Consider the following 24,736-nt stretch of genomic DNA (forward strand, 5'->3'; position numbering starts at 1 on the left):
AAGGGATAGTAGTGGAAAGCCCACAGCCCGACGTAGGAGGTGCGAGGACTTGTAGCGGATAGCCCGACACCGACCTTAGGAGGTGTTGCGCCCAAAAAATTAATTAAATTTTGCTGTATAATTAGTATAACTTGAGTGCTTATTAATATCGTGTAAGATTTAAAATTTATTACCTTTGTGGCATGATAAAATTAGGGGAAATAAATACGCTTGAAATACTTCGTGAATCTGAACATGGAGTTTATTTAATTGATGATGAGGATAACCAAGTGTTATTGCCTAATCGATACGTTCCTGAAGAATTTAAGATTTGGGAAAAGCTTGATGTATTTGTGTATTTGGATAATGAGCAGCGTCCTGTTGCTACTACCGATATGCCTTATATTAAAATTAACGAATTTGCATTATTACGTTGTAACCAAGTTACAGATTATGGTGCTTTTTTAGATTGGGGATTGGTAAAAGAATTGTTTTGCCCATTTAGCGAGCAGGCTTTTAAAATGAAGCAAGGTGGTTGGTATTTGGTACATTGTTATATAGATGAAAAAACCGATAGGTTAGTGGCGTCTAGTAAAACAAACCGCTTTTTAGATAATAACGAGTTAACGGTTAGTGAGTTTGAGGAGGTTGATTTAATTGTTTCGCATCCATCGGACATTGGTGTTAATGTTATTGTAAACAAAAAACATATTGGTTTAATTTATAAGGACAGTATTTTTAGGGATTTAAGTGTAGGTGATAAGCTTAAAGGAATCGTTAAAAAGATTAGACCAGGAAATAAACTAGATATTACTTTAGGCCAAGTAGGGTATAGGAATATTGAACCTAACGCCGATCGTATTATGAAAGCGTTACAGGATGATAATGGGTTTTTAAACTTAACGGATAAATCGAGTCCGGAAGCCATTAAGGATACCTTACAAATGAGTAAAAAGAACTTTAAAAAGGCTATTGGAACGTTATATAAAAAGCGCTTAATAGAGATTAAAAGCGATGGGATTTATTTAGTAGAATAAAAGGAATTACTTTGTACTTTATTGTAGATGGAATTTACGGCATCGAATAAACTGTCGTATTCTACTTTATCTGCTTTACAGAAATCGTTTTCTATAGCAGCATTCATTTTTCCTGCTAAATCATGACCAACAACACCATAAGCATATAGATTTTTAGCCATTTTTCTAATTAAGGGTACGTGCACTAGGTTTACGGAGTACGAATTAATACGGTTTGCAACTACACCATAAGGCATAGTTTCTTTAAAATATTTGTTTAGTTCATTTATAATTTTTGGTGCATTATTAATATCTAAATGTACGCCTTCATTTATTTCAACAACGGCTATATGGTTAAAGAAATAAATATAGCCAACTTCGTTTTCGACGAACTTTGTAATTTGTTCAGAAAATTCAGATTCTAATATTTTCATTTTGTTTGCAAGTCTTTTCCTCGTTGCACTAGGTGGATTAATATGAGGTAATTAATTGTTTATGTGACACATAAATACTTAGCAGGTCACATTATAAGTATAATAAAGTGTTAAATAAACTATAATTTTTAAGACCAATAGTTATTGTTATGTAGTATTTATCTGTTAAAATTCTTCGAAAAAATTATATTTATTTTTTTTATTGTTGAATTCTTTTTACCATTTAGGGGTTTTTTATAAGAACTCAATAATTGTAAACTGCTGTAAAGTTTTATATTAAAAAACATTAAACTTTTTTTTGTTGAGTGTAGAAAATAAGAGAGTAGCCCCATTAATTTATTTTTAAACTTTGAAATAAGGCTAGGATGATTTTAAAAATTATTTGCTATTAATAGCATTTCAAATTTAGTATTTTTACCACATGATAAATCAAGACACTATAGTAGCTTTAGCAACGCCATCGGGCGCTGGTGCGATTGCTGTAATAAGACTTTCTGGTAACGAGGCTATAGCATTAGCAGACGCCTGTTTTAAATCTGTTAAAACTAATAAGGCGTTAGCCTCACAAAAAACGCATACCATACATTTAGGTCATATTATGGATGGCGATAGAACTATAGATGAAGTTTTAGTATCTATTTTTAAAAACCCGAATTCTTATACTGGTGAGGATGTTGTAGAGGTTTCTTGTCATGGTTCCAATTACATCCAACAAGAAATTATTCAATTATTTGTTAGAAAAGGATGCCGAATGGCTACTGCTGGCGAGTTTACACTTCGAGCGTTTTTAAATGCTAAGTTAGATTTGAGTCAAGCTGAAGCTGTTGCCGATTTAATTTCTAGTGATAATGAGGCGTCTCATCAAATAGCTATGCAGCAAATGCGTGGTGGCTTTTCTAGTGAAATAGCCAAACTTAGAGAGGAACTTTTAAATTTTGCATCGTTAATAGAGTTGGAACTTGATTTTGCAGAAGAGGATGTGGAGTTTGCAGATAGAACGCAGTTTAAGGAATTGGTGGAGCGTATTCGTTTTGTTTTAAAACGTTTAATAGATTCGTTTGCTGTGGGTAATGTGATTAAAAACGGTATTCCTGTGGCTATTGTAGGTGAACCAAATGTGGGGAAATCTACGCTTTTAAACGCCCTATTAAATGAAGAACGTGCTATAGTTTCGGACATTGCAGGAACGACTAGAGATACCATTGAAGATGAAATTTCTATTGGTGGTATTGGATTCCGATTTATTGATACCGCTGGTATTAGAGAAACTAAAGATGTGGTAGAAAGTATAGGTATTAAAAAAACATTCGAGAAAATAGACCAAGCACAGGTGGTTATTTACTTGTTTGATTCTACAGAGTTTGAATCGGCTAGTGCAACTTTTAAAGTAGAAATAGAAAAAATAAAAAACAAGTATCCTTTAAAACCGCTTATTGTTATTGCTAATAAAATGGATAAACTTTCTGAGGATGCTATGCAGGTTATTCAGTCGCAAATAGAAGGTTTAACCTTAATTTCTGCTAAAAGTGGCGATGGTGTTGATGCGCTTAAAAACCAGTTACTTAGTTTTGTTAATACAGGAGCTTTAAGAAATAACGATACCATAGTAACCAATTCGCGTCATTACGATTCTCTTTTAAAAGCTTTTGAAGAAATTGATAAGGTTAAGTACGGTTTAGATTCTGGATTATCTGGCGATTTATTAGCCATTGATATTCGTCAGGCTTTGTACCACTTTGGTGAAATTACCGGAGAAATTACTAACGATGATTTGTTGGGTAATATTTTTGCTAATTTCTGTATTGGAAAGTAATAAAAACAACCACTCCGTATTTAAATTCTTTAACCAAAAACGCCATAAATAGGAGGGCGTTAATTTACTATTTGCATGTAAAATAATGTTCTCTTTTGTGTAACTTGAGCTTAGCTTAAAGTTTTTAATGTCTTTACTTAAAAAAAATATTCTATTAAGTTTATTTCACAAAATAAGTAGCATTACTTTTTTACGAGACCACGTAAAAGAGTGGGGGATTTATGTATAATGCTAATTGAAATATTTTTCTTATATTTGATGTAGTTACTTAATTTATAGGTAATTAAAATCTCCCTTTTAAAAAATACAATAGCAACTTTTTTTATTACCCAATAAGTATGGGGTATGTTATGGTTTTAAATGAAGCCATAATAAAGTGTATTGTATAACTAAAACAACCAAAAAGTAATACGCTTCTTAAATAGGACGGTTAATAGCTGCAATAAAATCAAACGCATCTTTAAATTTTATTATAAAGACATGAGGACATTACAAAATGAGTGGTCATTTTGCCTCATTGTTGGATATGAAATTTGATGTTAGAGATTAATATCTAGTGAAATTAAAACAATTAGTTTAACATTTAAAAGCAAACCAATGGCATTATTATTTTTAGGAAGTACTGATACTTCAAGATATCCAAGCGATCGAAAAAAATTTCTGCGGCCTTATCACAAAGATGGTTTATTAGTTGAAAAAGTTACATTTAGAGATGATGACCGTACCACATGGAGATCGTTTAGGAAAGAAGAAGGTAATGAAGTTGAAAAACTGCAACAATTTCTTATGAATTCTGGGTTTTTAACGAGTAGAATGAACATTGGTGTATTTGATTATGCAACGCAGTCGGCAGTTCGTTTATTTCAAGAGTATGTAAGAACTATTGATGAAGAAGGCGATAAAACCGTGGTGCCAGATGGATTTGTTGGTAGCGGTACTATGAAACATATTAATAGGTGGATTGCTCAAAACAAAGTTTGTAGTTGGGGGCCAATGTCTTCCCCTTCACAAGAATATAAAGATTGGTTTAAACTGTTAGAAAAAGCGAAAACATTTTACACCTCTAATCCCGGGCCTATTTTAAAACATGTAAATAGCCTAAGTAAAACATATTCCACCCGAAAGGTAAAGGATTGGAAATTTAACCAAGATGAAATTCATTTAATAGGAATTCGTCGTAATCAGGATAAGGCAGTACACGACCGCGAAAATGATGATATTTTTATATTACTAGTTAACGGTCAGGTGTTTAAGTTTTGGGGTTCTACAGATCCAAGTGCTCGAATGGCAGGTCGAAAAGACGAACCTTTTTTAGTAGAAGGGCAACATGATTATCGATTTGGCTGGCATAAAATCTGGAAAGAATCAAAAATTTATAAAGCAGGAAAACCTAATATTGCCACTGGTGTTTTAGTTTTACGAGACTGGGATAATGATAATTCTCTGTCGCCTAAAGATCTTGATATAACAGATAATAATGGTAAAGCTTTAGGCATACATGTAAATAATTCAATTAACATTCATTGGTCTGGTATGGGGAGCACTAATTTCTCGGCAGGTTGTCAAGTAATTTCTGGTAAAAGTTATATAAATAACCATAATCAGGTTATTGATTGCTCAAAGTTTGCATCCAGAAGTTATGGCGATTTAACTACATCTGCTAAGAAAACCAAAGGCGCTTATAATATGCTTGCAGATATGGTTATCTGTTATACAAAACCAGGCGTTAATAACTTTTTGTATACTTTAGGGCGAGAAGAGTCTTTAGATATTGATTCTAGTTTTGGGGCAAATTATGCTAAAAACGCTTTAGATAAAATGACAGGGGGTTAAAGCTAGAATTCTAAAATATCATCAGTATTGTAATTATTACACGAGTTTAGTTTTGGAAAACGAGAGGTCTGACAAGGCCTCTCTTTTTATTTAAAAAAACAACCTTAATCTAATTTAACATGTTACCGGTCGAAATTATTTATTAATGCGTTTGTTTTCCATTTCCTTTATAAATAATCTAAGCAAAAAATGTAAAGATTTGTTTATATCATTTTTAAGTTAATTTGTTTAAGAGAAGAACTGAGAGTTCAGTTCTTCTTTTTTTAGTTCTAGTTTAGAAATATGTGTTAACAATATTTCTGTTAAATTATATGGATTTAAAAGGTAGCATAAAATATTTAAAACCTTATTACACACTTGTTCATCAAGAAACCTTAACCCATCAAGAAACATACATTAAGTTTATCAATTGGGTTTCTGGAGAATTCGATTTATATCTTCAGGAAAAAACTGAAGGTTTAAAAATTTACTATCCTAATGTCTATTTTAATATTAAAAATATAGCTAATAGTGGGCAGGAAATAAAACTTCAAATTACTATATTGAGCAGGTCTAAAGAGATATGCTACAAAATAAACAAACAGCTACAATCTATTTTTAATCAAATAATTCAAATTTATAATAACCAATCAAGAAAATAATTAATTATGGATCAAAGTAATCAACCATTATCAGAACCAAAAAATAAAACCTTAGTTCCAATTTTAATTATAGCTGGTCTATTTTTCATATTTGGTTTTGTAACCTGGATAAATGGTGCTTTAATTCCTTTTATGAAAACTATAAGCGAGTTAACATCGGCTCAATCACTTTTAGTGGCATCGGCTTCATATATTTCATTTGTAGTTATGGCTTTGCCCGCCTCTTATATTTTAGAGAAAACAGGTTATAGAAAAGGAATGTCTTTAGGATTATTTATTATGGGTTTAGGAGCGTTAGTTTTTATACCTGCAGCCGAGGCTAGAACATATTGGATGTTTTTAGGTGGTATTTTTATACAAGGAGCCGGAATGACACTTTTACAAACAGCATCCAATCCTTATATTACTATTTTAGGCCCTATAGAAAGTGCAGCTAAACGTATTTCAATTATGGGAATTGCCAACAAGGTGGCTGGTGCATTAGGATCGCTTATTTTTGGTGCGCTTTTACTATCAGGAATTGACGAGATTAACGAGCAATTAAAAACCGTTTCGAGTACTGAAAAAGCACAGTTGTTAGATACTATGGCAGATAGTGTAGTAATGCCTTATATAACTATGGCTGTTGTTTTATTTGTATTAGGCTTATTAATTTTAAAGGCACCATTACCACACGTTGAGCCGGAACCAATAGAAGAAACAGCAAATGGAACAACTACAAAAACTAGTATTTTTCAGTTTCCGCATTTATGGTTAGGTGTGTTAACCTTATTTATGTATGTAGGTGTCGAGGTTATTGCAGGCGATACTATTATAGCTTATGGTATTTCATTAGGAATTCCTACAGCAGACGCCAAATTTTTTACAACCTTTACATTAATGGCTATGGTGGCAACCTATGCGCTTGGTGCTATTTTAATACCAAAATATATTAGTCAAACTAAGGCCTTAAAATTAAGTGCGCTATTAGGTATAATATTTTCATTGTGCATTGTTTTTACAACAGGTTTTACTTCGGTATTATTTGTGGCAGCATTAGGTATTGCCAATGCTTTAGTATGGCCAGCAGTATGGCCTTTAACATTAAATGGTCTTGGTAAATTTACCAAAACGGCATCGGCACTATTAATTATGGCTATTTCAGGGGGTGCTATAATTCCGCCTCTGTATGGGCAACTAGTAGATGGAAATAAAGCAGCATATTTAGCCGAAGGCATGAATGAGGCTTTAGCTACTGCAACGGCATCTACAAAGGGCTACTGGATTTTGTTACCGTGCTATACCATAATTTTATATTATGCTATTTCAGGCCATAAATTAGGATTGAAAAAAGATAATTAATACTCTAATTTTTTGGTTGACAAAAGGCTGTTTTTATTAACACATAAGTAAATTTCAACAAAACTTAAACTACTTTTGTTTAAGTTAGAAGTTGTATATCCTTATTGGAAAAATACATTAGCCATTTATTTGGAGACGTACACCTTCTGTAAATAAATGTAATATGGTGTTAAGACTCTTTTCTTTAGTAGTAATATTTCTGTTAGTTATTTCTTGTGGTAGCGATGACGATTTACAAGATAATCAAGGTGTTAATAGTTTTTATAGTAATACATACAAATCGGCTTCAGAAACAGATTTGTATGGTATTTGGGCTATTTTTAATGTTGAATACCAAGGCGTTGTTGCAGATGTACCACTTAACTACCAAGAGTGTGGTAGAGATTTCTTTATTTTTTCAGAGAATAAAAGATATACCGAATATGTATTTGAAAGTAGTGGATGCGATTATTTTTTAAATGTGCTTAACTGGGAGTTAGCCAATGGGATAATTAATTTATCTAATAATTTTAATCAAAATGATGAGCTTGTTATTACTAAATTAGACAAGAATCAATTAGTATTTAAAAGTAGGTTTGATATTGATGAGGATGGCGAATTAGATGTTATAACAATTTACGCTAAACCTTATAAACCAAACGAAATTGATGTAATTTCGAATACCTTTTATAGAAATAATGAGTCTGGGTTTGAAAACTTAATAAGTTATAATTGGGATGCTTATGCAGGGTTTAATGAATTTGATCGTTACGAGATTTATAGAAGTGAAGGCGATAATTGTTCTAAAGGAAATGCCACACTTATTAAAACCATAACAGATGTAAATGAAACTGAATTTACAGACTTAAATCCGCCAAAATCCGCAAAAAGACTTTGTTATTTTATTAAAGTTTATACCAATCAAGGTTTATTAGGAGAAAGTTATCTTAATGATTTTACTACAGAATATATTAGACCGTCGCCAGTAAATCTTTACGAGCCTACTGTAAACTCCAATCAAATTTCTTTTAATTGGAGTAAAAGTGAAGATCCGTACTTTTCACATTACGAATTAGCGTTTTCAAATTATGGTGGAGGTACTGGTTCTGGTCAACAGGAATATACCGTTGCTATCTTGAATAATATAGAAACCACGTCTTTTGTTGATGAAAATCCGCCTTACCTAGAAAATCCATTTTACGTGCTTTATGTGCATAATATTTTTGGTAATAAAACGAGTTTCGTTAATTATGATGTTACTACGTTTTGGGAGGTAAACTATAAACGACAAGAAATTATAGATATAAAGGCTATAGAAAGTTATGCAGTAGATAACACCGAACCCGTAGTTTATTTTTATGGTAAGGAGCGTGGGCAAGAAACCATTTATAACATTCATCGTTTTAATTATGAAACTAAGCAAACCGAAGCTGTTTCCAATTATACCCCAAATTTTTCAACAGGAATACCAATAAAAACAATACGTACAAGCTATGGTAATGAACTTTTTATAGAGCAAGCATCAGAGTTATATGTTTATGATGCGGCTACACTGGAATATAAATATGCTTTAAACCCTAATATATTAGGAGTCCATGATTTTATTTACACCAATAATGGTTATTGGCTTTTTATAACTAATAATGACGTTTATACATTTACTAGAGATAATGCCAATTTAACCCTTGTAGATACTAAGCCACATTTTACAAACCATCAGGGTAGTTTTTATTATAAATGTTTTGGTTTAAATAATAACAAAATAATTGTTGGTCATAATAATGAAGTGAATAGTTATGTGTTTGATGTGGATGTAAATGGTAATTTAACATTTAATCAAATTGTACCAATACCAATTCTAAATAATTGGGAATCTAAAAGCGAATATAGCGCTGTAGGCCAATATATAATCAGTTATAAGGAAAATAAATTATATTCAACAAGTTCTTTCGGTTTACTAGAATCGTTTGAAGAACCTTATTTTGCTTCAGGTTTAAGCATTAATGGAACAACTATTTTCGGAACCAATAACGATCCTAATTGGCAAGTCAATTCAGAAAGTATTCACAAAAAAGAAGTTTTACAACTTAATAGAAATACGCGTTTAGTAACCAAAACCCCAACAATTGGTTATCCTTTATTTGTTTTTGAAAACTACAAAGGCGATGTAATGAGCATTTCCAGTGGTTTAAAAAAAGAAAGGTTAACTGATAATATAAATGATAAAGCTGATATTTTTATCGAGCGTATTAAATAGAATTAAGTTAAACATAAGTGTCTATTTTGTAGGTAAAAACTGTTTATGTTTAAAAAAAAGTAAAAATAAATCGATAAAATGATTGTTTTTAACGATTAATTACATAAATTTGTGTAAGAACCCCAAAAATCTACAACATGAACATAAAGGTTATAGTAATCAGTTTAAGCCTTTTATTCTTTACAGGCATGAGTTATGCACAAAAAAAGAAGGCTCCTAAAAGTTTTATTAGCGAGAAAGTTACCATTAGCAAATATCATAACAAAGGAGAGCTAGAGCGTATGCACAAGGGGCAGTTAATAACCTTATATTCAGAGCGTATAGAGGTTTTAATTAAGACATTGCCATATATAGCATTTGCAACAAAACCAGGTATTACAATGGCTACCTTAGGTATTCCAACTAACAACGATAATAAAAAGGCGTTGGATAGTCAGTTTGATTCTACCGATACGTTTATGGAAGAATCTAACACATTTCTAGTAGAATATCTTCCCTATGCAGACACAGGTAGTTTAATTACAGGTATTTTGTTCTATGAAGATATCATGAAATCACTACATCAGTACAACGATTTTCGTTAGACTTTAATCATTTGTTTTTCGATTGTTTTTAGTGAAAAATTGTCGATTTTAGAAGGTCTAACATTGTGTTTTTTAACTGTTTACTTGGTATTTCATCGATTAATAGTAGCTTGTAGGTATTAAAAAAATGTTATTTAACGAAAAAATTGGTATTTCGTGGATTTTTTTCTAATTTTGAGTATCAACTAAAATGAGCAATTAATTTTAGTTTTAAAAATAAATTTAACTATGAAAAATTTTACCCAAATCATTTTCATATTACTTGTTTTAACTAGTACTAGTTATGCGCAACAAGAAAAAGGAATAGTAGGCGAAGATAACTGGCTAAATAATTGGACAGATTTTAGGCCTAACCAGAGCGAAAGCCCAGAGCCTACAAAAATATTAACAGGTAGTATAAGCGAGAACACCACACTTTATAAAAAGGATGTGTATTTATTGCTAGGTAGTGTTTTTGTTTCAGAAAACGTTACACTAACTATCGAGCCAGGAACTGTTATTATTGGTGATTATAATTCAAATGGTTCTTTAACAGTAGCTAAAGGTGCTACTATTATGGCAGAAGGTCTTCAAACAGATCCTATTGTTTTTACATCTAACCGCAGCGTTAAAAAAGCAGGCGATTGGGGTGGATTAACCATACTAGGAGATGCACCTTCAAATAAATTTGGTAATGGATCAGTAGCATCATTTCACAGCAATTTAAATTCAGATTCCTATGCCGCTGTAAATTACGGTGGTGAAAATAATGATGACAGTTCTGGGATATTAAGATATGTTAGAATTGAGTTTGCAGGAAAACGAGTAGCTAATGGAAGTTATTTTAGTGGTTTATTATTGGCAGGTGTTGGTAGCGAAACCATTGTAGAAAATGTTATGGTAAGCTACGCTGCTGGAAATGCTATTGAAGTGTTAGGAGGAAACTTAAGCATGTATAATATGGTTTCTTATAAAGCAAATAGCAACGATTATAAATTTAATTATGGCGCGCAATGCCAAATCCTTAATTCAATGGCAATACGATCGCCTTATGTTTCTAGCAATGAAGGTTCAAGATGCTTGCAAGTGTTATCGTATAGTAAGGAGGATGAAGTAGATTTTACAAAAAGCGGAACACGCGTAGTTGCTAAAAATTTAACCTTTTTAAATGATAGCAAAGATTTAGAGACAGATATTAAAATGAATTTAGTTCAAGAAGCTGTTTTTATTGGTAAGGATGCTTTACTTAATATGAATAAAAGTGTTATTTCTGGATTTAATCCTGCGGTTATTCTAGATGAAAAAATAGCAATTAATCAGGAAAATTTAGAAAAAATAAACTTTACTGCGATGCTTTTTAACAATTGTAATGGAAACATATTTGTTGAATACAATTCGAATAATGAAGACTTAGAAAACTGGTATGGTAATAGTGCTTTTTTTAACGTGTATTCTAAAGGTGATAATTTTGAAACTTTTATAGATACCAGAAGTGCTAAACGACCAGATTACAGATTACGAATCAATAAAATTATAGCATCAAACGAAGTGGATCCAGATTTAAGAATGGATTAAAAATAAAACCCTAGTCTCAATATTTTCCTATTTACCCTCTCATAAATCTTGAAAATTTTTAATTATTCTACCTTGGTAGAAGACATTAGTTTCTAGACGTTTTATTAAAAAAATAAAATGGCATGAGGAAATTTACTTTATTTTACATTCCGGTTTTGTTCGTTTTTTGTTTTAACGAATTAACTTATGCTCAAATAGTAATTAGTAAACCAAACTTAGGCTTTACACAAGCCTGTGCTAGTCCTTCTTTTAACACCTATAATGTTTCTTTTTCATTTTCGCCAGAATCCGAATTGGAAGCTTCAAACCAATTTATTGTAGAATTTTCAGATGGAACAGGAAGTTTTTCTAATGCAACGCAAGTCTATGCTTCTAATGCAGGAGCTGTAACAACATCGCCAGTAACTTTTAGTTTTTTAGTACCAAATACAACATCAGGCGAAGCCTACAGAATCCGAATTAAAAGTACGGCACCTACATCAACAAGTTTAAGCTCTAATGCTTTTCCTGCCTATTACAAATTACAAGACACACCCTTCTCGATTAATAATTTAATAGCTTCTGGGGTGTATTGCTCTGGAGGAAGCTACTTATTAACTATAGATAACCCTGGCGGATCGGAAAATGATTCACCATTACAATACAGTTCTTTAACCTTTAATTGGTTTAAAGAAACGGGTCCAACAACATCGGTGTTTATTTCAGAAGGTAATACCTTATCGGTTAGCGAACCAGGAACCTTTTTTGCCGAAACTAATTACGGAACGTGTACGTCAAATTCGTTTTCTAATCGTGTAACTATTAGTGAAGCGGCATCAGATTCAAAAAGTAGTATCAGTTCTAGTTTAGGAAACCCATATTGCTCAACCGATGGACCAACAGTATTAAGTGCTATTAACGCCAATGGATACCAATGGTTTAAAAATGGTGAAGCAATTGAAGGCGCTACAAAGCAAATGCTAGAAACCAATGAAACTGCGGAATACACGGTAAACATCGATTTAGGAAATTGTATGACGAGTGCGACTATAAATTTAGATGCTTCTCAATTTTCTAGTTCCATAAATGTAGAGGATGTTAATGAGTTAGATGAAAATGAATCTTTTATAGCCACCGTTACAACTACGACTAATGATTATGAGTTCTCGTGGTTTTTTAATGATGTTTTAATTGAAAACGCAACTACAAATAGCTACGAAGTTTCAGAAGTTGGTGCATATAAAGTTACTGTTACGCAAACGGTAGGGTGCAAATCATCAACAACATATAATTTTACTGCACAATCCACATTTCCTAGCGTTGAAAAAATTCCGAATGTAATTAGTCCAAATGGCGACGGAGCAAATGATACATGGATAATACCTAAAGCTTATGTAAATGGGACTAATACCGAAGTAGTAATTATAAACGCCCAAGGCAATATTGTTTTACAAACCAAGAATTATCAAAACAATTGGCCGGAAAATCAAATCGATTTTAAAGATATAAATCCACTATACTATTATATAATAACCACATCTAATGGTAAAACAAAAAAAGGTTCAATAACCGTATTAAGGTAGCATGAAAAAATATCTATGCCATATAGTTTTATTTTTCTGTATTATACAGCAACTCTATTCTCAAGCAGATGGAGTTGTGGCGTTTAATATACCTGCCCGAAATTCTTTAAAATTCAATAAACAATTTATTAACCCAACCTTTAGTTTTGTAAGAGAGCAAAATAAATATATAAGCATTAATAATAATAGGCAATGGGCACAATTTGATAATGCTCCAGAAACTTATTTGTTTAGTTATTCCGGTAGATTTCGAGAAAATGTTGGGGCTGGTTTAAGTCTGTTTCAACAAAATTATGGGATACTTAATACCTTTGGTGGAGTTGCCAATTTTGCATACAATGCTGTACTTGATAGGTACAGCAATTTAACTTTTGGGCTTAATCTAGGTTTTTATAAAAGTGGTATAAATCAAGGTGCTGTGGTTACCAATGTAACCGATGCTTCTATAGATAATTACCCTTCAAGTTCGGTAATAACCATTAACCCTGGTATAAATTATGGTCTCGATTTTTTAGATTTTGGGGTTTCGGTTAACAATTTAGTAGCTTATAATTTTACCAACTCAAAAATGATTGAAGATAATCCAGAGCAAAGCCTTCAAGCGCATTTGTTGTATACGGGTTATGTAAATACGCGTGGTTTTTTTGATGAAAGTAAGTTTACAGGTTTAATTAGTTCAGACTTTAAAAAAGACAATACAGTTCTTTCAGGTATGGTAATGCTTATGGTACCAAAAGGAATTTGGGCGCAAGCGGGCTATAACAGTTTATATGCCGTTTCTGCGGGAATAGGTTTAAATATTACTAACCAAATTGCCGTTGAATATAACTATGAAAAAGGTGCAGGAGGATTTTCAGCCTTCGGAAATTCTCATGATATTACAATAGCGTATAAATTTAATAATAACTATAGATACGATTATAGCGGTGATGATGATGAGGATGGGTTGCTATTGTCATCTAACAAAAAACGTAGAACATTTAAAACGCGCAAAAAGCCATCAAAAAAGAAAACGACTAATACACCAAAATCTAAAACGCCTAAAGTTGTTGCAGCAGAAGTTCCTTCTGAGAAGGAAGAAAGTACACCAGTGGCAGTAAAGGATGAAAATAGCGCGGTTCAAGTAGCCGAAGACACTAAAGCTAAGGAAATAGAAGCAGCAAGATTACAAGCAGAAGAGCAAGAGCAAGCCAGAATAGTAGAACAAGCAAGAGCTAAGGAAATAGAAGCAGCAAGATTGCAAGCAGAAGAGCAAGAGCAAGCCAGAATAGTGGAACAAGCAAGAGTTCAAGCAGCAGAAGAAGCTAAGGCTAAGGAAGAAGAAGCAGCAAGATTAGAAGCAGTAGAGCTAGAGAAAGCAAGAATAGCGGAACAAGCCAGAGTTCAAGCAGCAGCAGAAGCTAAAGCTAAGGAAATAGAAGCAGCAAGATTAGAAGCAGCAAGATTACAATCAGAAAAGCAAGAACAAGCAAGATTAGCTGAACAAGAAAGAGCACAAGTAGAAGAAGAAGCTATAGTGAAAGATGAGAGCGAGGAACAAATAGAAGAAGTTCTTTTAGATGAAGTTTTAATTGAGTTTAAAAAATCTAGAGATGATGCATTAAAATCTCAAGCGCTACTATTTAATCAGTTAAATGAAAAAGTAGACAGTAAGCAAGAGGATTTAGATAACTTAAAAGAAGAAAACGATTTAAGTGAAAAAGGCATTGTTAGTCAGCCAAAAGTATTTAAAAGTGTTTCAGCAGAAAATGCCGAAATAGAAAGCTTAAAACTTAAAATTGATAATTCAATAAGTTTTGGTAAAGCTAAAATTACCGAAATAGAAGCCTTATATGAGGAAAGACTTAAAAAAGTAAAAGATAAAAATGATGCTGTAAATATTGAATATGTAAATACTATTGAAGCATTGAAAACCGACATTTCAAAAGCACAACAAAAGAAGCAGAAATTAATTTTGGCCTTAACAGATATTAAGTTAGCAACCGATTTTGAAAGAAGGCGACGAATAAAACGTGCCGATTATGATAATGAAGAGGATAGATATAATAAAGATAGAACAGCCTTAGAGCGCATAAAGAAATTTACAGAGCCAAGTGCAACTGTTTTAACAATAGAAGATTTTGATTTTGGAGAACCACTTAGCAACATTCAAATAGTTAATGGTATTAATAACGTTGATGAAGGCTATTACTTAGTTATTGCCGTACATAAAGATGTAGCTAAAAGAGATGAGTTTTTAAAGAAAGCAATTCAGTCTGGAGAAATTAATGTTGACTTCTTCTATGATTTAAATACCAGTAAATATTACATTTATAGCGAAAAGTACGAAAGTATTGGAGAAGCTAAGTCGGCTATGGATAGAAGTAAAGGTAGTAAGCCATATAACAGTAACATGTCTATGGTTAAAATACAAAACTAAATGATTTTGAATATAACATTATGGTGCTTTTTGTTGGATGTGGACAGTTTAACTAATAAGTTGAAAATAAAATAGGCAACATGGAAAAAACTACAATTAAAAACATTGGACTTTTTTTAGTTTTACTCGCTGCGAGTATACCGTTGTATGCCCAAAACTTTGTGCCTTTTTCGCCAAGGTTTAATCAAGATTTAAAAGGAGATATCCAATTAATAGGTAATAATATTTTAGGACCAGGTAATGATGCGTTTAATAATACAGGTATTTACAATCATGATGTTAACATGGTTTATATCGATATAGATGGCGATCCTTCTACATTTAGTTCATCTAGTGCAGATTTAACAATTCCGAATCCGGGATGTTATAGAATCATTCATGCAGGTTTATACTGGGGAGCCGTTACTAACGGAAATGAATCTATAACAGACGTTAAATTTAAAGGTCCATCGGGAGGCTACCATGATGTTACAGGTACAGTTATCTTTAATGCCAATGGCACTTCGGTTGATAATGGAGATAGTTTTCCATATGCTTGTTTTGCCGATGTAACCTCTATTGTAACCTCTTTAGCTACAGATTTAGGTACTTACACAATGGCAAATGTATCTTCTTTACAGGGAGAAACAGCTAATTTTACACCAAGAAATGGTACAGGAAACTCGGCCGGTTGGTCGCTTTACATTGTGTACGAAGATCCTACATTACCGGGTAAATCTATTACTAGTTTTGATGGATTTAGCGCTATAAGTTTAGCGGGTGGTAATGCAACGCTAGATGTTCCTGTTACTGGCTTTAGAACCGTTCCTGCACCGGCACCGGTTAGAGCAAATTTTGCTTTTGCAACGTTAGAAGGAGATAGCCCTATACTTGGCGATCAATTACTTTTAAATGGTTTGAATTTATCAACCGTCGATCGTCCTCAAACGAACTTCTTTAATAGTTCGGTTACTCAATTAAGCGCCTTACCTGTAACGAATAGAAATCCTAATAGCACTAATACATTGGGATTTGATACCGGAGTTATAGTAGTTCCTAATCCTTCTAATTCAGTTATAGCAAATAATGCGACATCGGCAACAGTGCGCTTAGAAACAAGTGGAGATACTTTTTTTCCTTATTTCTTCTCTTTAGCAGTCGATATTATAGAACCGAATATCGTTTTAACCAAAATTGTTGAAGATGCTGCTGGTAATGATATTGGAGGCATGCTTGTAGATTTAGGGGATGAATTAAATTATGTCTTAGGCTTTCAAAATACAGGAAATGATAATGCAACAAATCTTATAATTAGAGATATCCTTCCAACAAATGTGGTTTTTAATTATCCTAGTGATATTGGGTTGCTACCAACAGGTGTGTCTGTGCAAAGTTATGATGCTTCTACTAGAGAATTAATTTTTAGTGTTGATAATTCTGTGGTGGAAGAAAATGATCCTATTCAAGAAATTCGATTTAAAGTTACAGTGGTTTCAACTTGTAGTTTATTAAATGATGCGTGTTCAAATATTATTAGTAATCAAGCATTTTCAACGTATAACGGAACGCTTAATCCAACCTTTACAATATCAGACGATCCTAGTTTTAATACAAACACAGGGTGTTTACTAACTCCGGGAGCAACTAATTTTTTAGCGGATATAGATTGCGTTTTTGAAGAGGAAGTTATTTTATGTGGTGCTAGTACGGTTTTAACATCGGGTAGTGGTTACGATTCATATTCATGGTCTACAAGTCCGTCAGGAACACCAGTAATAGGTACTACACAATCTATTACAGTAACCGAAACAGGTACTTATTATGTAAACAACACGGCTGTAGCGCCTTGTCAATCTACAGAACAAGAATTTGAGGTTATTACTTTTGGAGCAGGAGTTACTAATCCTGTGGTTCCTTTTGCCGATGAAGTTGTTATTTGTCCTAATGATGGAAAAGAATTACCTAATATATTTTTGTGTGGTGCAAATGGTCCAAGATATATAGAAACCAATATTACAGATACTACTTCGATTATTTGGGAACAATTAGATGAAAGTAGTTGTACTGCTGAAGTTAACCCAAACTGCGCTAACGAAGATGCAGCTTGTACATGGAATCAGGTTGAAACAGGTCCTAATTTTTTAGCAGATACTGCAGGTCAATTTAGGTTAACCTTAAATTATGATGGTGGGTGTTTTAACCAGTTTTATTTTAATGTATATAGTAATTTACTAGAGCCTACAGTAACATCTAGAGATATTTATTGTACAACTCCAGGGCAAATTGTTGTTGGGAGTGTACCTAGTGGCTACGAGTTTAGTATTGATAATATAAATTATCAATCGAGTAATACATTTTCAGTAAACACAGCGGGTATATATACAGTATACATTAAACAAATAGGAGTAGACCCAAATCCATGTGTATTTACGGTTCCGGATGTACAGATACGCCAAACAGATTTTACAGTATCAACGGTTATTAACCAACCCTTATGTAATGGCGATTTAGGAAGTATTTCCTTAGCAGCCAACGATGTGCGACCGCAATACTATTTTTCTATTTCAAGTGGAGGAACTTTAGTAAATAGCGTAGGGCCTATTACACCAAATAATTATGAGTTTTCTAATTTAAATCCTGGTGTATATACTGTAGAAGTCTCTACTGAAGATGGTTGTACTTACACGGAAGATATCGAAATTATTGAACCCGATGTTTTAGAAGCAACTTCGGCACTTACAACGCCGTTAACGTGTACCGATGGCGAAATTACCGTTTACCCAACAGGAGGAACAGCGCCATATTTTTATTTTGTAAATGGTGCGGCCGATTTTCAAACCGTGCCTACAATACCCGTAACAGCTTCGGGAGTATTTAATATTCGTGTTGTAGATTCTAATAACTGTATAGCAGAAACATCTATTTCAGTCGAGGCTATTCTTCCACCAGAATTTACAGTTAATGCTAATGATATTGCATGTTCAGATTCAGGAGATGTAGGTAGTATAACCTTTAACGTTACCAATGCTAATGGTAATACCTTAGCATATAGTATAGATAATGGCCTAACATACTCAAACTCTAATACATTTACAGGTTTAGCTGAAGGTACTTACGAAGCTATAGTTCAATATACTATAGGTTCAGAGGTTTGTATAACTAATACCGAGAGTGTTACCATAGATACACTTGCTACCGTAACAGGAACAGTTGATTTAACCACACCATATAGTTGTTTTTCAGATGGCGTAATTACGGTTTCAGGAGTTTCAGGAGGAACAGCGCCGTATTCATATAGCCTAAATGGTGTAACATTTCAAAACGGCACCACGTTTACAGGTTTAACAGAAGGATCATACACAGTAACTATTAGAGATTCTAGTGGTTGTGCTTTTATTGCAGCTCCAATTACTATTCAAGCTTTAAATCCGCCTACAGATATGGATTTTAGTGCTACAGCTATAAGTTGTCCAGCATTAACATCAAACGTAACCATTACTTCAATAACAGGTGGAACACCAACTTTAGAGTATCAAATTATCGCACCAACGGTAATGGCTACGCCATACCAAACTTCAAACGTTTTTAATGGCTTAGTTTCTGGAGCTTACACCTTTCAAGTAAGAGACGCTAATGGTTGTACCTACAGCGAAACATATAGTATTGCACCCTTAGATCCTGTACTTATAGAAACTGTAATTACAAAAGGTTTAGATTGTACTGCATCTCCCGATGGTAGTATAGCAGGGACAATTACGGATGGTGTTGCGCCGTTTACTTATGCTGTTTCTTTTAATGGTGGCGCATTTAGTGGCTCTAATCCAGTTACGGGTAATACTTTTACTTATGCATTACCTACCGATGGTACGTATCAATTTCAAATTACAGATGCTAATGGCTGTATGGCAGAGTCTTCAGTAGAAACAATAAATGCCATTTCATTACCAGAAATCATTTCAGTGGTACAAACTGAACCTATTTTGTGTCATGACGATAGCAACGCTGCCATAGATATTACTATAAACAATTCGGTTGGTACAGCACCTTTTACTATAAACGTGTATAACGAAACTAGAGCAACAGATTACGGTACACAAACAACAAGTTTACCAGCGGGTGTCTATACCATAACCTTAACGGATGGTAACTCTTGTATAGATACCGAAAGCTTACCAATACTAGAACCAGATGCTATAGATTTTGATATTGATAAGGTTGATATAACGTGTAATAATCCTGGAGGTTCTAGTTTAGGTTCAATTACCGTAGAAAACGTTACAGGAGGTACCGCACCATTCACCTATTACATTACCAATAATTTTGGCGATGCTATTCCTGGAAACCCATATGTTGCAACTTCAAACGAAAATCACACATTTAGTATTATCAATTTCGGAACATATACAGTAAATACTATAGATGCTAATGGCTGTAGCTTTACAAGACAGGTTGTTATGGCTTCGCCGCCTTCCGATTTGTTAATTGATGTAACTACCGTTGTTCCAGATTGTACAACCGGAGGAACTGCGGTTGTTGAAGCTATTTCGGCGGTTGGAAGTGGAAGTTACGAGTTTGGTATTTTAGAATTCAATTCGGCGCCATATACATCAAGTTATTTGCCAGCAGATGTTGGTTTTCCTAACCAAAGAACCTTTACTAATTTAACACCAGGTGTTGTATATACTTTTGTTGTTCACGATTTGGTAACCGACTGCTATTATGTGAAATCTGCAGATGCCGCTATTGCACCAGCATCATCATTAACCTCTACTGTAGTGCCTAATAACGTAAGGTGTCAAGGTGAAGATAATGGTAGTGTAACGTTTACTATCGATAATTTTGACAGCACAACAACTTCTGTAGATTACGAAATATACAGGGCGTACACTCATGTTTTAATAGAAGGTCCTATTAACGTAGGTGTAACTTTTGGTAGTCCAACAACCATAACAACGCCATCACCAGGAACTTTATCGGTAGGTGAATATTATATCCGTTTTACAGAAAATGGTACTGGTACTTTTGATGGTTGCGAATCGGCTTCTACTATTTTTGAAATAAGGGAATCGGAAGTAGCATTATCATTAACAGCTTCAGTAGATAAAAATGCTAATTGTACGCCTAATTCCGGAATTATTAGTGCTATAGCTTCAAATGGAACGCCACCTTATGCGTATCAATTAACTACATCGGCAACACCACCTGCAGCTTCAGATCCTTTATGGGACGTTATAAGTTCGTTTAATGCCGATGCAAATAGTTATTACGTTCATACTATAGATGCTTATGACTGTATACAAACTACACCAGTTATTGTGCTAGATGCAGACCCAGAACCTATTATTACAGCGTTAGCAACTAACGAATGTACAGCAGTCGATGGTAAGTTTGAAATCGATGTGAATTTATCAACGTCAGGTATTGCACCTTATAGTTATAGCGTTAATGGTGGTGCTTTTCAAACTAAAACGGCTCCTTTTACTATTTCAAATTTACCTTCAGGAACACATACTGTTGAGGTTCAAGATGCAAATGGTTGTGGTAATACGGTTTCAGTAGATATTCAAGCGCCTTTAAATGTGTTACCAGATATTACTGTATTTTCAACTTGTAATAATGACGACGGACAAATAATAATGAACGATGCCGGAGGTTCGGGGGCATATTCCTATGCTATTGTACCAAATCCATCTTCAATTTCATTATTAGGTAATGTGTTTTCTGGAGTGCCTTCAGGAACCTTTACTGTAACTGTAACCGATAATATTTCGGGATGTGTTGAAGATGTCACCATAGTAATGCCAGAAGCTACACAACCTAGTATAACAAACACACCAACAGCGGTAACCTGTTTTGGAAGCAATTCTGGTTCATTCGAACTAAATGTAAGTGGGTATTCTGGAGCTTATACTTATGAGGTTTTCGATAGTTCATCTACTTCAGTTTTAGGAGTAGTTAGCGCTAATACATCAACCAATCCAGAAGTGGTTAATGGCCTAGTAGCGGGTACCTATTCTGTAGTTATTACAGAATCGGCGAGTCCTTTTTGTTCCGCAGATGGTACGGTTATAATTTCATCGCCAACTCAAGGGCTTAATTTAATAGCCCTAGAAACATCTAACGTAACTTGCGATGATGGTCAAGGAACCATTTCTGCAACAGCAACAGGTGGTTGGGGGACCTTAGAATATGAGTTAACAGGAACAGCATCGGTTGCTTATTCTCCAAACGGTACATTTTCTAACTTATCTGCAGGATCTTATACTGTTAATGTAAGAGATGCTGGTGGATGTATAGATTCAGAAGTTATTATTTTAGATTTTCCAGCAGATATAGATGCTACAATTACAGCAACTCCAAGTATGTTGGCTTGTTATGGCGATGCCAATGCAACTATTACTGTAAGTGGTGTTACTGGTGGGCAAGGTAGTAATTACACGTATACACTAAATAAACTAACGCCAACGGTAAGTACTTCAGGACCTCAAACCTCACCAGTATTTAATAATTTAAGTGTTGGTACTTATAATGTGGTTATAACCGATGGCTATAACTGCGAGTTTACATCTACAAATGTTGTTATTACACAGCCTACAGAAATAGAAGCGAGTTTGGTTAAAACAACATCTCAAACCTGTACCACACAAAGCACTTTAACGCTTAGCGCTTCTGGCGGAACAGGTAGTTACGAGTATAGCGATACAGCATCGTTTACAAGTACTCTAGGTACTTTTGCAAGTTCTATTACTATTCCAGTTTCAACAGGAACCTTTATGTATTACGTGCGAGATGCTAATAATTGTTCAGCAAATGTATCGAACGAGATTACTATAGATCCACTGCCAACGCTAATAGTTAATTTAGATACTACAAACGCCACAATTAATTGTGCAGGAGATGATAATGGTGTTTTAATCGCTTCCGCGGAAGGTGGCCTAGGTAGCTACATCTACACGTTACAAGATGCATCAGGAACAGATATTACTGGAGCGATACAAGATAGCCCAGGAGTATTTACGAATCTTCCGGTTGGAAATTACCGCGTTCAAGTTGAAAGTGGTGATTGTTTAGAAGTATCATTAAATGCACCAATAACTAATGCAGGAACATTACTCGAGGTTGTGTTTAATCCAATAGACGTGACTTGTAATGGTGAGAATGACGGTATGTTAGAAATTACAACCACTGGCGGTACAGGAACCATTAAATACGCGATATCTCCACAATTAGATCAGTTTTTTAATGTTGAAACTGTTGAAGATTTAACACCAGGAAATTATGATATCGTGGTACAAGATGAACAAGGTTGTTATGTAACTTATAATTTTGATATCGATCAACCAGATCCTTTAGGATTTAGATATACTATTGATAGTGAAGCACCTTGTGTTGATGATGAAACTGCATCGTTTACTGTTGAAATTTTAGGTGGAGATCCTCCATTTAGCGTAAGTTTAGACGATATTACGTATATAGCGTTACCAATTGGCGAAAACTCTTATACGTTTGAAGACTTGGAAGGCGGTGAGAAAATGGTGTATATTTTAGATAGTGGAAATTGTGGTGGCGATAGTCCATTTTCAATTCCGTTGGCAGACCCTGTTAATTTAGATCCGCAAGCCGAAATTGAGTACGGATGTATTAATGATGCTACGGGCACAAATACAGTAACCAATACTGTAACTGTAACGGTAGATGATAGTATTGCAGATACTTCGGTATTAGAATATGCTTTAGATGGTGGTGCTTTTGCTAAGGGAACTGGTGTTTTCGAAAACTTAAGTACGGGAGACCATAGTATTGCTGTACGCCATCCTAATGGTTGTGTTAAAATTACAAATAACAATATACCTTTCGAAATTGAAACCTTTCAGCCATTAGCTCTAGTGCTTGAAGATGGCGGTTTAAACGAAATTGTTGCGGTAGCATCTGGAGGAGAACCGCCTTATGAATTTATATTTAACGGACAATCGAATGGCTCTGAAAATACCTTCTTAATTTACGAGTCAGGAGATTATACGGTTACTGTAATTGATGCTAATGGTTGTGAAGTATCAGCTACACGATTTTTCGAATTTATAGATGTTTGTATTCCAAATTACTTTACACCTAATGGCGATGGTAATTTAGATACTTGGGGTCCTGGTTGTTCTAGTCAATATAGAAATTTAACCTTCGATATTTTTGATAGATATGGACGAAAAATAGCAACCTTAAGGGTAGGCGAAAAGTGGGATGGTAAATACGGTGGTATCGAATTACCTTCCGGCGATTACTGGTATTTAGTTAAGCTAAATGAACCTAGAAATAAACGCGAATTTGTTGGACACTTTACACTGTATAGATAAATTATGAAACTAAGAAAATTATATATAATTCTGCTTCTCATGGTTATCTCTAACAGTTATAGCCAAGAGTTAAATTTGCCAGTATTTACACAATATTTAGCCGATAATGATTTTGTCGTTTCGCCTACCTACGCTGGTATTGGCGATAATTTAAAAATTAGGGCAAACGGTTTAACACAATGGGTAGGCATAAAAAATGCACCCGATAACCAATCTGTTTATGCCGATGTTAGAATAGCAGATCGCTCTGGTCTTGGATTTTCATTTTATAATGATAGAAACGGAAATACTATACAAACGGGAGGTAAAATATCGTTTGCACACCATTTAATATTGGATTATTATGAAGAGTTATACCTGTCTTTTGGTATTTCATACAACATCAATAACTTCCGTATTGATATTGATAATTTTAATACTACTTACGAAAATCCTATTATAGATCCTTTTGTTACAGACGACAGACGAACATCTAACAGTAATTTTGATGTTGGAGCTTTGCTGAGGTATAAAGGCGCATTTTTAAGCTTTAACGCAAACAATATTTTAGAGAAAAAAATAGATGAAAACATAAGGATTGCAGAACCTAACTTGCTTTTAAATTATCAAGTGTATTCTGGTTATGTATTTAAAGGCCCTAAAAAAAGTGGTTTGGAGTACGAGCCATCAATCTATTACCAAATGTTTAGTAGCGATAGACGTTCTAGTACAGATTTAAATTTTAAATTTAGAAAATATAACAGAAACTACGATTATTATTGGGCTGGAATTTCTTATCGATTCTTAAACGATCAGTTTTTAAAACCTTTAAATATTGGACCTATGGTAGGTTTCCAAAAATCTATATTTTACTTTGGTTATGCTTACCAAGTTACAACAAACGAGTTATCTGCTCATAATTCAGGGACACATGTGGTAACTATTGGGCTAAACTTTCTACAAAATATTAGTAATTGCCCATGTACACAAAGCGCTATTAGAAAGTAGTTTAGCCTTT

Annotated in this window: 13 protein-coding genes; 12 read left to right on the forward strand and 1 reads right to left on the reverse strand. The window is 33.8% G+C overall.

The annotated features are described in order from the left end of the window. The first annotated feature begins 182 nt into the window (after positions 1-182). Positions 183-1,016, forward strand: a complete 834-nt coding sequence (locus HNQ90_RS07860) for a CvfB family protein (protein WP_144116069.1) — start codon at positions 183-185, stop codon at positions 1,014-1,016. On the opposite strand, the gene HNQ90_RS07865 is transcribed toward HNQ90_RS07860, so the two are convergent. Then, positions 1,001-1,429, reverse strand: a complete 429-nt coding sequence (locus HNQ90_RS07865) for a hypothetical protein (protein WP_144116068.1) — start codon at positions 1,427-1,429, stop codon at positions 1,001-1,003. The genes HNQ90_RS07860 and HNQ90_RS07865 overlap by 16 nt on opposite strands. Before the next feature lie 421 nt (positions 1,430-1,850). On the opposite strand from HNQ90_RS07865, the gene mnmE reads away from it, so the two are divergent. The 11 genes from mnmE to HNQ90_RS07920 all read left to right on the forward strand — a co-directional run bounded on the left by mnmE (position 1,851) and on the right by HNQ90_RS07920 (position 24,726). Beyond that, on the forward strand, positions 1,851-3,242 hold the full coding sequence (mnmE, locus tag HNQ90_RS07870; RefSeq protein WP_144116067.1) for a tRNA uridine-5-carboxymethylaminomethyl(34) synthesis GTPase MnmE: 1,392 nt from the start codon (positions 1,851-1,853) through the stop codon (positions 3,240-3,242). 597 nt (positions 3,243-3,839) lie between these two features. Next, the gene (locus tag HNQ90_RS07875; RefSeq protein ID WP_144116066.1) at positions 3,840-5,075 is read left to right on the forward strand and encodes a peptidoglycan-binding domain-containing protein; all 1,236 of its coding nucleotides are present in this window, start codon (positions 3,840-3,842) and stop codon (positions 5,073-5,075) included. A 311-nt stretch (positions 5,076-5,386) separates the two neighbouring features. Then, entirely contained in the window at positions 5,387-5,716 is a 330-nt protein-coding gene (locus tag HNQ90_RS07880; RefSeq protein ID WP_144116065.1) for a hypothetical protein, read from the forward strand. Between the two features lie 6 nt (positions 5,717-5,722). Further along, positions 5,723-7,057, forward strand: coding sequence for a sugar MFS transporter (locus HNQ90_RS07885; protein WP_144116064.1), 1,335 nt, complete (start codon positions 5,723-5,725; stop codon positions 7,055-7,057). Positions 7,058-7,220: 163 nt separating this feature from the next. Continuing rightward, positions 7,221-9,293, forward strand: a complete 2,073-nt coding sequence (locus tag HNQ90_RS07890) for a lipocalin family protein (protein WP_144116063.1) — start codon at positions 7,221-7,223, stop codon at positions 9,291-9,293. Between the two features lie 137 nt (positions 9,294-9,430). Then, positions 9,431-9,877, forward strand: a complete 447-nt coding sequence (locus HNQ90_RS07895; protein WP_144116062.1) for a hypothetical protein — start codon at positions 9,431-9,433, stop codon at positions 9,875-9,877. A 228-nt stretch (positions 9,878-10,105) separates the two neighbouring features. Then, the gene (locus HNQ90_RS07900; RefSeq protein WP_144116061.1) at positions 10,106-11,431 is read left to right on the forward strand and encodes a hypothetical protein; all 1,326 of its coding nucleotides are present in this window, start codon (positions 10,106-10,108) and stop codon (positions 11,429-11,431) included. 122 nt (positions 11,432-11,553) lie between these two features. Further along, the gene (locus HNQ90_RS07905; protein ID WP_144116060.1) at positions 11,554-12,993 is read left to right on the forward strand and encodes a T9SS type B sorting domain-containing protein; all 1,440 of its coding nucleotides are present in this window, start codon (positions 11,554-11,556) and stop codon (positions 12,991-12,993) included. Between the two features lies 1 nt (position 12,994). Continuing rightward, on the forward strand, positions 12,995-15,412 hold the full coding sequence (locus tag HNQ90_RS07910) for a PorP/SprF family type IX secretion system membrane protein (protein ID WP_144116059.1): 2,418 nt from the start codon (positions 12,995-12,997) through the stop codon (positions 15,410-15,412). An 80-nt stretch (positions 15,413-15,492) separates the two neighbouring features. Continuing rightward, positions 15,493-23,739 (forward strand): T9SS type B sorting domain-containing protein, encoded by an 8,247-nt coding sequence (locus HNQ90_RS07915; RefSeq protein WP_241678342.1) that lies wholly within the window; start codon positions 15,493-15,495, stop codon positions 23,737-23,739. Positions 23,740-23,742: 3 nt separating this feature from the next. Next, positions 23,743-24,726 carry a PorP/SprF family type IX secretion system membrane protein gene (locus tag HNQ90_RS07920; RefSeq protein ID WP_144116058.1) on the forward strand — a complete coding sequence of 328 codons (984 nt, stop codon included), beginning with the start codon at positions 23,743-23,745 and terminating at the stop codon, positions 24,724-24,726. Positions 24,727-24,736: the final 10 nt, after the last annotated feature.

The organism is Algibacter amylolyticus (assembly GCF_014202225.1).
Lineage (GTDB): Bacteria > Bacteroidota > Bacteroidia > Flavobacteriales > Flavobacteriaceae > Algibacter_B > Algibacter_B amylolyticus.